This is a genomic window from Serratia liquefaciens ATCC 27592, assembly GCF_000422085.1.
GTDB lineage: Bacteria > Pseudomonadota > Gammaproteobacteria > Enterobacterales > Enterobacteriaceae > Serratia > Serratia liquefaciens.
In genome coordinates this window covers 2,866,984-2,880,915 of the sequence record NC_021741.1, presented here as the reverse complement: position 1 = coordinate 2,880,915, position 13,932 = coordinate 2,866,984, and the positions used below count along the sequence as shown (strand labels likewise).

14 protein-coding genes, 2 tRNA genes and 1 other RNA gene are annotated in these 13,932 nt (G+C 54.1%); 9 read left to right on the top strand and 8 right to left on the bottom strand.

The genetic code is table 11. The annotated features are described in order from the left end of the window. Positions 1-55 precede the first annotated feature (55 nt). The 5 genes from M495_RS13410 (at position 56) to M495_RS13390 (ending at position 5,144) form a co-directional block, all read left to right on the top strand. Positions 56-607 carry an NAD(P)H nitroreductase gene (locus M495_RS13410; RefSeq protein WP_020827205.1) on the top strand — a complete coding sequence of 184 codons (552 nt, stop codon included), beginning with the start codon at positions 56-58 and terminating at the stop codon, positions 605-607. Between the two features lie 160 nt (positions 608-767). Further along, entirely contained in the window at positions 768-1,811 is a 1,044-nt protein-coding gene (selD, locus tag M495_RS13405; protein ID WP_020827204.1) for a selenide, water dikinase SelD, read from the top strand. Then, positions 1,811-2,929 (top strand): tRNA 2-selenouridine(34) synthase MnmH, encoded by a 1,119-nt coding sequence (gene mnmH, locus M495_RS13400; protein ID WP_020827203.1) that lies wholly within the window; start codon positions 1,811-1,813, stop codon positions 2,927-2,929. Before selD ends, mnmH begins: the two co-directional genes overlap by 1 nt. After that, positions 2,929-4,854, top strand: coding sequence for a DNA topoisomerase III (locus M495_RS13395; RefSeq protein ID WP_020827202.1), 1,926 nt, complete (start codon positions 2,929-2,931; stop codon positions 4,852-4,854). The genes mnmH and M495_RS13395 overlap by 1 nt, the downstream gene beginning before the upstream one ends. Continuing rightward, positions 4,851-5,144, top strand: coding sequence for a DUF1496 domain-containing protein (locus M495_RS13390; protein WP_020827201.1), 294 nt, complete (start codon positions 4,851-4,853; stop codon positions 5,142-5,144). Before M495_RS13395 ends, M495_RS13390 begins: the two co-directional genes overlap by 4 nt. An 18-nt stretch (positions 5,145-5,162) precedes the next feature. Here the strand turns inward: M495_RS13390 and M495_RS13385 are convergent, their stop codons facing one another. From M495_RS13385 to M495_RS13355, 8 genes are all read right to left on the bottom strand, one after another. Next, positions 5,163-5,564, bottom strand: coding sequence for a pyrimidine (deoxy)nucleoside triphosphate diphosphatase (locus M495_RS13385; protein WP_020827200.1), 402 nt, complete (start codon positions 5,562-5,564; stop codon positions 5,163-5,165). A 45-nt stretch (positions 5,565-5,609) separates the two neighbouring features. Then, complete coding sequence (gene xthA / locus M495_RS13380; protein WP_020827199.1) at positions 5,610-6,416, bottom strand: exodeoxyribonuclease III; 807 nt, start codon at positions 6,414-6,416, stop codon at positions 5,610-5,612. 102 nt (positions 6,417-6,518) lie between these two features. Beyond that, a complete protein-coding gene (locus M495_RS13375; protein WP_020827198.1) occupies positions 6,519-7,091 on the bottom strand; it encodes an LOG family protein in 573 nt (190 codons plus the stop codon). A 151-nt stretch (positions 7,092-7,242) separates the two neighbouring features. Continuing rightward, positions 7,243-7,369: non-coding RNA, RtT sRNA (locus M495_RS25005), on the bottom strand. A gap of 44 nt (positions 7,370-7,413) precedes the next feature. Beyond that, positions 7,414-7,498, bottom strand: a tRNA-Tyr gene (locus M495_RS13370). 96 nt (positions 7,499-7,594) lie between these two features. Further along, positions 7,595-7,679, bottom strand: a tRNA-Tyr gene (locus tag M495_RS13365). 158 nt (positions 7,680-7,837) lie between these two features. Further along, the gene (gene purU, locus M495_RS13360) at positions 7,838-8,686 is read right to left on the bottom strand and encodes a formyltetrahydrofolate deformylase (protein WP_020827197.1); all 849 of its coding nucleotides are present in this window, start codon (positions 8,684-8,686) and stop codon (positions 7,838-7,840) included. A gap of 110 nt (positions 8,687-8,796) precedes the next feature. Then, complete coding sequence (locus M495_RS13355; protein WP_041414618.1) at positions 8,797-9,261, bottom strand: YchJ family protein; 465 nt, start codon at positions 9,259-9,261, stop codon at positions 8,797-8,799. A gap of 143 nt (positions 9,262-9,404) precedes the next feature. Here M495_RS13355 and rssA point away from each other — a divergent pair, with 143 nt between their 5' ends. From rssA to M495_RS13335, 4 genes are all read left to right on the top strand, one after another. Further along, positions 9,405-10,310 carry a patatin-like phospholipase RssA gene (rssA, locus tag M495_RS13350; RefSeq protein WP_020827195.1) on the top strand — a complete coding sequence of 302 codons (906 nt, stop codon included), beginning with the start codon at positions 9,405-9,407 and terminating at the stop codon, positions 10,308-10,310. A 105-nt stretch (positions 10,311-10,415) separates the two neighbouring features. Further along, a complete protein-coding gene (gene rssB / locus M495_RS13345; RefSeq protein ID WP_041415428.1) occupies positions 10,416-11,429 on the top strand; it encodes a two-component system response regulator RssB in 1,014 nt (337 codons plus the stop codon). 197 nt (positions 11,430-11,626) lie between these two features. Then, positions 11,627-12,544 carry a UTP--glucose-1-phosphate uridylyltransferase GalU gene (gene galU, locus M495_RS13340; protein ID WP_041414615.1) on the top strand — a complete coding sequence of 306 codons (918 nt, stop codon included), beginning with the start codon at positions 11,627-11,629 and terminating at the stop codon, positions 12,542-12,544. A 43-nt stretch (positions 12,545-12,587) separates the two neighbouring features. Continuing rightward, a complete protein-coding gene (locus M495_RS13335) occupies positions 12,588-13,931 on the top strand; it encodes a UDP-glucose dehydrogenase family protein (protein WP_020827192.1) in 1,344 nt (447 codons plus the stop codon). Position 13,932: the final 1 nt, after the last annotated feature.

Genomic DNA, 13,932 nt, shown 5'->3' with positions numbered 1-13,932 from the left:
CGCCGTTTAGCTATGTTAACGTGATCGTAATGAAAATTGTTATCAGGAGTTTACGATGGATGCACTGGATCTTTTACTGAACCGCCGTTCGGCCTCACGCCTCGCCGAGCCTGCGCCCACTAATGAGGCTCGTCAAAATATCATCAACGCGGGCCTGCGGGCACCTGACCATGGCGCATTGCAGCCATGGCGTTTCGTGATGATTGAAAACCAGGGCCTGGAGCGCTTCAGCCAATTGTTACAAGCTGCTGCAAAGCAGGATGAAATGGACGAAGCGGCTATTGAGAAGGCGACAAAAGCGCCGTTCCGCGCACCGCTGATCATCACCGTAGTGGCGCATTGCACCGAAGAAACCAAGGTGCCGCGCTGGGAGCAGGTAGTTTCTGCCGGTTGTGCGGTGCAGGCGATGCAGATGGCCGCGCTGGCACAAGGCTTCAACGGCATCTGGCGTACCGGTGCCTGGACCGAACATCCTCTGGTTCGCGAAGCCTTTGGCTGCCGTGAGCAGGACGAAATTGTTGGCTTCCTGTATTTGGGGACTCCTCAGTTGAAAGCCGCAACCAAAGTTGTCGCACCGGACAGCACGCCGTTCGTCAGCTACTTCTAATAAACTCCGGCGCAGGGTTGCCGCAAAAATGCGTTAAATCCCGCCATTCTGTGTTGTTTCTGAGCAGGCTGTTCGGTTATCGACAGCCCGCTCTTACCATTCCCCTCGGCAAGCGCTACCCTATGATATCTTGAATGCCGTTAACCGAAGGGAGTGGTATATGACATCGCCAGCGATCCGTTTAACCCAGTACAGCCATGGCGCAGGCTGCGGTTGTAAAATCTCACCGAAAGTTCTCGAAACTATTCTGCACAGCGAGCGGGAGAAGTTTGTCGATCCGCGTTTGCTGGTGGGCAATGAAACCCGTGACGATGCTGCGGTGTATGACATCGGCAACGGCGTTGGCATTATCAGCACTACCGATTTCTTTATGCCTATCGTTGACAACCCGTTCGACTTCGGCCGCATCGCGGCAACCAATGCCATCAGCGACGTTTATGCCATGGGCGGTAAACCGATCATGGCGATTGCCATTCTGGGTTGGCCGATAGCCAAGCTGCCGCCGGAAGTCGCGCAACAGGTGATCGACGGTGGGCGCTATGCCTGCCAACAGGCGGGGATCGCGTTGGCAGGCGGCCATTCTATCGATGCGCCTGAACCGATTTTTGGCCTGGCGGTTACCGGCATCGTCAGCACCGAGCGGGTGAAGAAAAACAGCGCGGCCCAGGCCGGAGCGCGGTTATTCCTGACCAAACCTCTGGGCATTGGCGTGCTGACCACCGCTGAGAAGAAAAGTAAGCTGCGGCCTGAACATGAAGGTCTGGCGACCGAGGTCATGTGCCAACTGAACAAACCGGGCGCGGATTTTGCCGATGTCGAAGGCGTAACGGCGATGACCGACGTGACCGGTTTCGGTCTGCTGGGCCACCTGAGTGAGGTTTGCCAGGGGTCAGGATTGCAGGCGACGGTCTGGTTTGAGCAAGTGCCAAAACTGCCGGACATCGAGCGCTATATTGACGAAGGCTGCGTGCCGGGCGGCACCGGGCGCAACTTTGAAAGTTACGGCCATCTGGTGGGTGAAATGACCAGCCTGCAGCGGCAATTGTTATGCGATCCGCAAACCTCCGGTGGCTTGCTGCTGGCTGTGTTGCCGGAAGCGGAACAGCAGGTTCAGGCGATTGCCGAACGTCACGGCATTCAGCTACAGGCCATCGGTGAACTGCATACGGCCGTTGCGGGCAAGCCGCTGATCGAGGTTGTGTAGTGTCTACTACGCTGGAGCGGGTAGATACCCAGGATTATCGCCGTATTTTTTTGCAGGACATCCCGCTGATTGACGTGCGCGCGCCGGTTGAGTTTCAGCAGGGCGCTTTTGCCAATGCGGTAAACCTGCCGTTGATGAACGACGATGAACGGCAGGCGGTTGGCACCTGTTACAAACAGCAGGGGCAGCAGGCGGCGATTGCCCTGGGCCACAGCCTGGTTAACGGCCGACTGCGCGAGCAGCGCACGGCGGCGTGGCTGGCGCAATGCGCGCAATGGCCAGAAGGTTACCTCTACTGTTTTCGCGGCGGTTTGCGTTCGCAACTGGTACAGCAATGGCTACGTGAGGCTGGAGTGACCTATCCGCGCATTATTGGCGGCTACAAGGCGCTGCGTCAGTTCTTGCTGACCACGTTGGAACAAAGTGCCGAACTGCCGATGGTGCTGATCGGCGGCAATACCGGCAGCGGCAAAACGGTGTTGGTCAATGAGCTGGCCGAAGGTATCGATCTGGAGGGCGCGGCCCGGCATCGCGGTTCATCTTTTGGCCGAACGCTGGTGGCACAAAGCGGCCAGATTGATTTTGAGAATCGTCTGGCTGTGTTATTGCTGAAAAAACAGCATGGTGGCTGCCGCCGCTGGGTGTTGGAGGATGAAGGGCGCATTATCGGCAGCAACAATCTGCCGTTACCCATCTTCAATCGCATGCAGCAAGCGCCGGTGGCCGTTATCGACGATCCGTTCGAGGTGCGTCTGGCACGGCTGCAGCATGAATATATCGATCGCATGCGCCTGGAGTTTGAACAGGCTCTGGGGGCGGAGCCGGGTTGGCAAAAATACGATGAGTATCTGCACCATGGGCTGTTCGCCATTCGCCGTCGTTTGGGTATGGAGCGTTTTCAGCAGCTGACGAAGAGCCTGGAATCGGCGTTACAGCGCCAATATGCCAGCGGTAATAGTGACGCGCATCAGGAGTGGCTGGTGCCGTTGTTGCAGCACTACTATGATCCGATGTATCACTATCAATTGGAAAAGAAATCCCAGCGGATCGTATTCCGCGGGAATTATGCTGAAGTAAGAGAATTCCTGATGACGTACAGCCAGAATAACGGTGAATAATGCGACTGTTTATTGCCGAGAAACCGAGTTTGGCGCGCGCCATTGCCGACGTACTTCCCAAACCGCATCGCCGCGGCGACGGATTTATCGCCTGCGGTAACAATGATGTGGTGACCTGGTGTGTGGGCCACTTATTAGAGCAGGCGCAGCCTGATGCCTACGACAGCCGCTATGCGCGCTGGTCGCTGGCGGACTTGCCAATCATCCCAGAGAAGTGGCAGTTGCAGCCGCGCCCGTCGGTGAGCAAGCAGCTTAATGCAATCAAAAAACTGTTGCATGAAGCCGATGAGGTGGTGCATGCAGGTGACCCGGATCGCGAAGGCCAACTGCTGGTGGACGAAGTGCTCGACTATCTGGCGCTGACGCCGGAAAAACGCCACAGCGTACGCCGTTGCCTGATCAACGATCTCAACCCGCAGGCGGTGGAACGTGCCATAGAGCGGCTGCGTGATAACCGCGATTTTATCCCTTTGTGTGTATCTGCCCTGGCGCGTTCCCGCGCTGATTGGTTGTATGGCATCAACATGACCCGTGCCTACACCATTTTGGGGCGCAATGCCGGTTATGACGGCGTGTTGTCCGTTGGACGGGTGCAAACGCCAGTATTGGGGCTGGTGGTACGGCGGGACGAAGATATCGAAAACTTCGTGTCGAAAGACTTTTTCGAAGTGAAAGCGCACATCGTGACGCCGAAAGAGGAGCGATTCGTCGCCCTGTGGCAACCCAGCGACTCCTGCGAACCCTATCAGGATGAGGAAGGGCGTCTGCTGCATCGACCTTTGGCGGAGCACGTGCTTAAGCGCATCGAGGGCCAACCGGCGCTAGTCACCTCCTATAATGATAAACGGGAATCAGATACCGCTCCGCTGCCGTTTTCATTGTCGACCTTGCAAATCGAAGCTTCCAAACGTTTTAACTTGAGTGCCCAGCAGGTGCTGGATGTCTGTCAGCGCCTGTACGAAACCCATAAGTTAATCACTTACCCGCGTTCTGATTGCCGCTACCTTCCGGAAGAGCATTTCGCCGGGCGTCATTCGGTGTTGAACGCCATCAGTGTTCATCAACCGGATCTTTATCCGCAGCCGGTGATCGACAGCGATCGTCGTAACCGTTGCTGGGATGACAAGAAGGTGGATGCCCACCACGCTATTATTCCGACAGCCCGTGCCAGCAAAGTCAGCCTGAGTCAGGACGAACTGAACGTTTATGGGCTGGTTGCCCGACAGTACCTGATGCAGTTTTGCCCGGATGCGATGTTCCGCAAATGCGTCATTGAGCTGGATATCGCCGGAGGCAAGTTTATCGCCAAGGCACGCTTCCTGGCTGAAGCAGGGTGGCGCACACTCTTGGGCAGCAAAGAGCGCGATGAAGAAAACGAAGGCGCACCATTACCGGTTGTGGCGAAGGATGACGAACTGCTGTGCGAACGGGGTGAAGTGGTTGAGCGTCAGACGCAGCCGCCGCGTCCGTTCACCGATGCCAGTCTGCTTTCCGCCATGACCGGTATTGCACGTTTTGTTCAGGATAAAGCGCTAAAGAAAATCCTGCGAGCGACCGATGGTTTAGGGACCGAGGCCACGCGCGCAGGCATTATTGAGTTGCTGTTCAAGCGGGCGTTTTTGTATAAGAAAGGGCGTTATATTCATTCCAGCGAAACCGGTCGGGCGTTGATCCATTCGCTGCCGGATATTGCAGCCCGTCCGGATATGACGGCGAACTGGGAGGCTACGCTGACGCAAATCAGTGAGAAATCCTGTCGCTATCAGGACTTTATGCAACCTCTGGTGGGGACTTTGCAGGAGCTGATTTATCAGGCCAAGCAGAGCCGGGCGAGTATGGCGTTTCGCGGGTTGCCGCCGCCACCTTCCTCCGGGGCAAAAAAACGCAAGAAAAGCGCCGGCAAGGCGCGGGAGAAGAGCGAATGAATTACGCCTTACTGATGCTGACCACTGGCGCACTGCTATTTTCGTCGGCAGTCATGGCCAACCGTGGCGATGTAGACGTGGTGGTGCCAGTGTCACCGGAAATTTGGGGTGCGGCGAAAAGCGCGGCGGCTCAACCTGTCGTGCAACCTTGCAGCCGCTGCTGTATTTATCAGGACCAAAACTATTCTGAAGGGGCGGTACTGAAGGTGGAAGGGGAAGTGCTGCAGTGCGTGCGCGATCCCAACGTGGTGGGAACCAATCCGCTGATCTGGATCCGTCTGAAGAAGTGACGCGGTAACGTCAGCGACTCAGGCTTTTGAGGTTAAACTGGCAATATACGCCGTCAGCAGCGGTACGTCGGCCGGAGCCAGCGGATAGTCAAACGCCTGCTCCGGCGTGATCCAAACAAAGTCGGCATGGCAGCGGCTCTGTAATTCGCCACTGAATGCCTCGACACGCCACGCATGTAACCTAATCACCCGCTCAGTTTGCTGCCACGTATTACTGGCGACGTAATTGCCGACGCTGGCCACAATCCCCAACTCTTCGTCCAGTTCACGCGCCAAAGCTTGAGGCTGACTTTCGCCCGCTTCAACTTTTCCGCCGGGGAACTCCCACAGGCCGGCTTGATCGCTGTCGGCATCGCGTTGCGCCAGTAAAATTTTGCCATTCTTTTCGATAATGGCGGCGACGACATCGATAATTTTCATCTTTACCACAGAGAGAAACCCCGGCCGGGGCCGGGGTTGGGTTAATTACAGCGAGAACTCCGCCCAAACCGGCGCGTGATCCGAAGGTTTTTCCATCCCGCGGATATCATAATCGATGCCGGTGGCGATACAACGCGCCGCCAGTGGCGTGCTGGCTAACAGCAGATCAATGCGCAGGCCGCGGTTTTCATCAAAGCCGCGCGAACGGTAATCGAACCATGAGAACTGATCGTTGCGTTCTGGGTTGGCGTGGCGATAGGTATCCACCAGGCCCCAATTCAGCAGACGATCCATCCATTCACGTTCTTCCGGCAGGAAAGAGCATTTACCGGTGCGCAACCAGCGCTTGCGGTTCTCTTCGCCGATACCGATATCATAATCGCTTGGGCTGATATTGACGTCACCCATCACCAGTACCGGTGAGTCTACCGACATCTGCTGCTCCAGGTAGTTTTGCAGATCCTGATAGAAGCGCGTTTTGGCAGGGAATTTGATCGGGTGGTCACGGCTTTCACCCTGTGGGAAGTAGCCGTTGATCACCGTCAAAGTGCCCTGCGGCGTAGCTAGGTCGGCCATGATGATGCGGCGCTGTGCGTCTTCCTCATCGGTAGGGAAACCGCGACGCACGGCCAGCGGCTTTTCTTTGGTCAGCAGCGCTACGCCGTAATGGCCTTTTTGCCCGTGATAGAACACGTGATAGCCGTACTGGCTGACGTCTTCCAATGGAAACATATCATCGTGAACTTTGGTTTCTTGCAGACCGATCACGTCGGGTTGGTGCTGCTCGATAATTGCGGCCAGTTGGTGCGGACGCGCGCGCAGTCCATTGATATTAAAAGAGACAAACTTCATGAGCGGTGCCGTTTATGCGAGAAAAATGTGTTGAGATAGTAGCAGAGTTTGGCCGGAAATGTAACGCGGGCCAGCGGCAATGGCCGCCGCTGGCAAGCCGGATTATTTCGCCCAGCGGTCGTAATTTTTGGGCTGATAGTCGTCGAATTGTTGCAGCAAGGTTTGTGCGGATTCGCTGATGTGCATGGTGCCGAGGTAGTCATGGCGCATAAAGCCCTGATCGGCCACGTGCTGCAGGAAATTGTTTAGCGGGCGGTAGAAACCGTTCACGTCGAGCAGGCCCACCGGTTTGCTGTGATAGCCAATCTGGCCCCAGGTCCAGATTTCAAACAGTTCTTCCAGCGTTCCTATGCCGCCGGGCAGGGCGATAAAACCGTCTGCCAGCGCCGCCATACGCGCCTTGCGGGTATGCATGTCAGGGACCACTTCCAGCTCGGTCAGGCCACGATGCGCGGTTTCTGCTTCGACCAATCGCTCAGGAATGATGCCAACGGCTTCGCCACCGGCGGCTAACACGGCATCCGCGACAATGCCCATTAGCCCTTTTTTACCGCCACCGTAGATTAAACGTCGACCCTGGGCCGCGAGAGTTTGGCCCAGTTGCCGTGCATTTTCGGCATATGCAGGGTTAACACCTTCGCTTGCTCCGCAAAAAACGCAGATATTGTTACGCATGCACTTTTTTCCTTACTGCATTAAAGAAGCCAGTGGTATAGCGAATTGTTGGCCGGAGTTCAAGTTGAGGATGTGCTGAAGGGTTAAGGGAATTGATAAATGAGATATCGGAGTGCCAAGGATTGATTTGATTCAGGGGAGCATACAAGGATGGTGGTGGGGGAAGGATTATTCGTCGCTGGGCGACTCACCCTGCGGGCCGCGCTAAAGCGCGTTGTCTCACTGCGTGAGACTCGAACCTTGTCGAAGCTTCTTATCCTTCCCGCAAAGGAGTGATATTGGGATTTACAGGTTTGATTTTATTATGGGGAATATACAAGGATGGTGGTGGGGGAAGGATTCGAACCTTCGAAGTCTGTGACGGCAGATTTACAGTCTGCTCCCTTTGGCCGCTCGGGAACCCCACCATGGTATTCATGGCTTTACAAATTGTAGTTCCGGTTTTATCCGGAAGAAACCTGGCCGGTTTCCTTACTGCGTCTTCGCTCTTGGCAGAGAGAAGATGGTGGTGGGGGAAGGATTCGAACCTTCGAAGTCTGTGACGGCAGATTTACAGTCTGCTCCCTTTGGCCGCTCGGGAACCCCACCACTGGCCTTGCTTGCGAAACGTCTGTCTCGGTAAGCGGGGCGCATCATATCAAATGAAGCGCGCGTGTAAAGTATTGAAATGCAGAAAATGAATCGTTTGCCGATTTTTTACCCTTGGCGGTGCATCCCTGAACGAAAGGCACCGCTTTATTGAGCAATTACAGAATAACCGTCCGGTTGCCGTATACAAATACGCGCTGCGCCAACACGTGATAAAGCGCACGGCTAAGCGCGTTTTTCTCAACGTCACGTCCGGCGCGCATCATATCTTCGGCAGAGTAGGTGTGATCGACGTGGATCACGTCCTGCATGATGATCGGGCCTTCATCCAGATTATCGTTAACGTAGTGCGCCGTGGCGCCGATGATTTTAACGCCGCGCTCGTAAGCCTGATGATAAGGCCTTGCGCCGATAAAGGCCGGCAGGAAGGAGTGGTGAATATTGATCACCTGGTTCGGGTAGTGCTGTACGAATGCTGGCGTCAATACGCGCATATATTTGGCCAGTACCACGTAGTCTGGTTGGTATTGGTCGATCTGGGCCATCATTTTCTGATCGTGCTGATCGCGAGTCAGGCCTTCGTGGCTGACCAGATGGAATGGGATGTCGAAACGTTCTACCAGCGTTTGCAGCGTATCGTGGTTGCCGATAACCGCCGCGATCTCCACGTCCAGGCCACCGTAGGCGCTTTTCATCAGCAGGTCGCCCAGGCAATGTGCTTCTTTGGTCACCAGCACGACAATGCGGCGGCGGCCGGAGTTATGCAGTTCACGAACCGAGCCTGCCGGCAGCGCGCTGTCGAGATCCGCCAGCAACGTGGTGTCATTGAAAATGCCTTCCAACTCGGTACGCATAAAGAAGCGACCGGTACGGTGATCGACGAACTCGTTGTTCTGAACAATGTTGAGCTCATGCTTATAGCAAATATTGGTGATCTTGGCGATCAGGCCTTTGGCATCCGGGCAAATGGTGCGCAAAACTTTTCTTTGTACATTTTGGTGTGGCATGGGGATGAGGATCCTGTCTGATACGGTATGTCCTGTCTGTGCAGGCGAGAATTTTATCGCTTTCATTTTCAGGCCATCGCCTGAAATCTCTTGAGCACGGTGACTGCCGGCTAACGCCCGCAGCACTTTTTATATTTTTTTCCTGAGCCGCATGGGCAAATGGCATTTCTGCCAGGCTGAGGTTTGGTTCCGTCAATATAATACCAGCGTTGGCCAAGCTGAAGGAAGCGCGAGCGTTCGTGCATCGCCCTTTGCTCACCGGTGCTGCCGTCGATGAAGCGGGCAATGAATTCGACAAAACCTTCACTGGTCTCATGGCCGGGTTTTTCTTCCACCACCGTCAGGCCGAGCCATTCGGTGTCTTTGAAACTGTCGACGATGCCATTGCGCCATTCTGCCGCGTGGCAGTCGGGGTGCCAGGTAGCAATCAGATAATCCACGTTGTGTTTTACGTAAGCGCTAAAGCGCGAACGCATTAACTGTCCGGGGGTCGATGGCGTTTGGCTACCGTTGATGTAGGGCTCGCAGCATGCGCTATACTCCACTCCGCCGCCGCAGGGGCATAATTCGGACAAGGTGACTCCTAAAATGGCCGGAACCTGAGGAACGGGCCGATGCCGAAAGAAATTTAGCGCATATGTTACCTAACATTATTCGATCGTGACAATCTACGCTGACAGCGTCATTGATACAATTCACCGGGCAAAAGGCGGAAACTATGCGAAAAATAAAGATTGGATTGGCATTGGGCGCGGGTTCGGCGAAAGGGTGGGCGCATATCGGTGTGATCAACGCGCTAAAGAAGTTGGGCGTTGAGGTCGATATAGTAGCCGGCTGCTCGGTGGGTGCCCTGGTGGGGGCCGCTTTTGCCAGCCATCGTTTACCCGCCATGGAAACCTGGGTGCGTTCGTTCAGCTATTGGGACGTGATCCGATTGATGGACTTATCCTGGCAACGGGGCGGGCTGCTACGCGGTGAACGGGTGTTCAACGCGGTGGGACAATTGCTGAAGATCGATGATATCGCCGAGTGCTCACTCAAATTCGGCGCTGTGGCAACCAATCTCAGTACCGGGCGTGAGCTGTGGTTGACGGAAGGCGATATTCATCAGGCGGTGCGTGCGTCGTGCAGCATGCCGGGCCTGTTGGCACCGGTCTGGTTTGATGGCTATTGGCTGGTGGATGGCGCAGTGGTGAATCCTGTGCCTATTTCATTGACCCGTGCATTGGGCGCCGACATCGTCATTGCCGTCGATTTGCAGCATGATGCTCATTTAATGCAGCAGGACCTATTCTCGGTGCGCAATCACGATGTAGAGGCGCCGCAAGATCTTCCTGCGCGCAACTGGCGAGGGCGTTTAAGAGAACGAATCAGCAAAATGACGACCAGAAAGCCTAATTTCACCCCAACTGCGATGGAAATCATGGGGACGTCGATCCAGGTTCTGGAAAATCGCCTGAAACGTAACCGCATGGCCGGCGACCCGCCAGATGTGTTGATTCAGCCTTATTGCCCTCAGATTTCGACGCTGGATTTCCATCGCGCCGAGGAGGCGATTGCCGCTGGAAAACTGGCGGTGGAAAAACAGATCGATATGCTGTTGCCGTTGATAAAAAACAAATAACTACCGGTTTGCGGGAAAATACTCCACCGTTGGAAAAATTTCCGGCAAGCATAAATGGCCTTTTTGAGCCACTATTACACTATGGAAAGGGAAGAGGCACGGCTGATGGCATTACCATTGACTCACAAGCGCATTTTGGTGGTTGAGGACGAACTGGTTTTTCGTTCGGTGCTTGTTGGCTATTTGAAATCGTTGGGAGCAGAAACCAGTGAGGCGCCCAATGGTTTGCTGGCCTTGAGTCTGGTGGATGACGTTCATCCGGATTTAATCCTGTGCGATCTGGCGATGCCGGAAATGGACGGGATAGAGTTTGTCGAACATCTGCGCCTGCAGGGTGTGCAAATTCCGGTGTTGGTGATATCGGCAACCGATAAAATGGCCGATATCGCCAAAATGCTGCGGTTAGGCGTACAGGACGTGTTGTTAAAGCCGGTGACCGATCTTAATCGTCTGCGTGAAGCGGTGCTGGGTTGCCTGTATCCTAATATGTTCACGTCCCCGGCGATTGAAGAAGTGGAGCTGTTACAGGACTGGGACGCGCTGAGTAAAAACCCCTCCGAAGCGGTGAAGCTACTCAAACAGTTGCAGCCTCCAGTGCAGCAGACCGTTGCCCATTGCCGGATTAATTATCGGCAATTAACCACCGGTGAAAACCCCGGGCTGGTACTGGATATTGCGGCGCTGTCGGATAAGGATCTGGCTTTCTATTGTCTGGATGTGACGCGTGCAGGGGATAATGGCGTATTGGCGGCGCTACTGTTGCGAGCTTTATTTAATGGGTTACTGCAAGATCATTTAGCGAATCAGCGTCAAAGGCTGCCGCAAATGAGCGCATTGTTAAAGCAAGTTAATCAATTATTACGCCAAGGCAAGTTGGAAGGGCAATTCCCACTGCTGGTGGGTTATTACCACGCCGAATATAAAAACCTGATTCTGGTCTCCGCCGGCCTGCATGCCAATGTGAATACCGGCGACAATCAAATTCAATTGAGCAACGGCGTGCCGCTCGGCACGCTGGGCGCGACGTACATGAATCAAATCAGCCAGCACTGTGCTGCCTGGCAGTGTCAGGTTTGGGGGTCTGGCGGGCGACTGCGGTTGATGCTCAGTGCCGAATAATCCCAACGGCTAAAATAGTATTTGAAATCCAGATATTTGAGATGTTTATTTTTACCTCAGTTAATCCCTTGGGTAATTGTCCTAAATTCTTTCTATTTGTGCTGCGGTTAATGCCAGACAGTCATAAGCTGGTATACTCCGAAGGTTTTTATATGGCGAAAAAGCTCATAAAGTGAGCGCTATTAAGAGAGGAAATAATGCCTGCTGTAAATCGTAAAGTCAGAAAGGCTGTGATCCCGGTTGCAGGCTTGGGAACACGGATGTTACCGGCGACAAAAGCCATTCCAAAAGAAATGTTGCCGCTGGTCGACAAACCCCTGATCCAATACGTGGTCAACGAATGTATTGCGGCCGGGATTAACGAGATTGTGCTGGTTACCCATTCCTCCAAGAATTCGATCGAAAACCATTTCGATACCAGCTTTGAGTTGGAAGCGATGCTGGAAAAGCGCGTTAAGCGCCAGTTGCTGGACGAAGTGCAGTCCATCTGTCCGAAGGGCGTGACCGTGATGCAGGTACGTCAGGGCGTTGCCAAAGGGCTTGGGCACGCCATTATGTGTGCCTATCCGCTGGTGGGCGACGAGCCGGTGGCCGTGATTTTGCCTGACGTAATCCTTGATGAGTACAGCTCCGATCTTAAAAAAGACAACTTGCACGAAATGCTGCAGCGGTTTGAGCAAACCGGCATCAGCCAGATCATGGTTGAACCCGTACCGCATAAAGATGTCGGTAATTACGGCGTAGCCGACTGCAAAGGCTATGCACTGCAACCGGGTGAAAGTGCTCCGATGGTCAGCGTCGTCGAGAAGCCATCACCGGACGAAGCGCCTTCAAACCTGGCCATCGTTGGTCGCTATGTGCTTTCCGCCGACATTTGGCCACTGCTGTCGAAAACTCCTCCGGGCGCCGGCAATGAAATCCAGCTTACCGACAGCATCGAAATGCTGATGCAGCAAGAAACGGTTGAAGCTTATCACCTGAAAGGGATCAGCCATGACTGCGGCAACAAGCTGGGCTATATGCAGGCGTTTGTCGAATACGGCATGCGCCATCCGGCACTCGGCAAAGATTTTTCGCAGTGGTTGAATCAGTTACTCGCCGCTGATAAGAAATAATTTATTTATCTTTCGTCTTAATTTGAAAAACTAGGATTTTCCCATGAAAGTAACAGTTTTTGGTATTGGCTATGTTGGCCTGGTGCAGGCTGCGGTGTTGGCTGAAGTCGGCCATGACGTTATGTGTATTGATATAGACGAACGCAAAGTCGAAAACCTGAAGAAAGGGAATATCCCTATTTTTGAGCCAGGCTTAACGCCATTGGTTCAGCAAAACTATGAAGCCGGTCGCCTGCATTTTACTACCGATGCTAAAGCTGGGGTTGCGCATGGCGCCATTCAGTTTATTGCCGTTGGAACGCCGCCGGACGAAGACGGTTCTGCCGATTTGAAATATGTGACTGCCGTTGCGCGCACCATCGCGGAGCATATGACTGAACACAAAGTGGTGATCGACAAGTCTACCGTGCCGGTCGGTACCGCAGACAAAGTCCGTCAGGTGATGGAAGAAACCCTGCAAAAACGTGGCAGCAAAGTGCCTTTCGATGTGGTTTCCAACCCAGAGTTCCTGAAGGAAGGGGCGGCGGTAGCAGACTGCATGCGTCCTGAGCGCATCGTAATCGGCACCGATAACAAAGATGTGATCGAGCCTATTCGTGAACTGTACGAGCCGTTTAACCGCAATCACGATCGCATGATCATGATGGATATTCGCAGTGCCGAGTTGACCAAATATGCCGCCAACTGCATGCTGGCGACCAAAATCAGCTTTATGAACGAAATGTCCAACCTGGCCGAAATGCTGGGCGCGGATATTGAGAAAGTGCGCCAGGGTATCGGTTCAGACTCCCGTATCGGTTATCACTTTATCTATCCAGGCTGCGGCTACGGCGGCTCCTGTTTCCCGAAAGACGTTCAGGCGCTGATCCGCACTGCGGAACATATTGGCTACCAGCCAAAACTGTTGCAGGCCGTAGAGCAGGTTAACTACCAGCAGAAATATAAGTTAACCAAGTTCATCAAACACCACTTTGGTGAAGATCTGAAAGGTAAAACCTTTGCGCTTTGGGGGCTGGCTTTCAAGCCGAATACCGATGATATGCGCGAAGCCTCCAGCCGGGTGCTGATGGAACAACTGTGGGAAGCGGGCGCTATCGTTCAGGCTTACGATCCTGAAGCGATGAATGAAGTGCAACGTATTTACGGTCAACGTGACGATCTGAAGCTGGTAGGGACCAAAGAAGCGGCGCTGCATGGCGCTGACGCGTTGGTTATCTGTACTGAGTGGCAGAACTTCCGTGCGCCAGATTTCGATGTGATTAAGGACGCGCTGAAACAGCCAGTGATCTTTGATGGTCGTAACCTGTTCGACCCTGAGCGCCTGGAAAGCCGCGGCTTTACTTATTATGCGATTGGACGCGGTGCGTCCATTCAGCCGGTTATTTAAG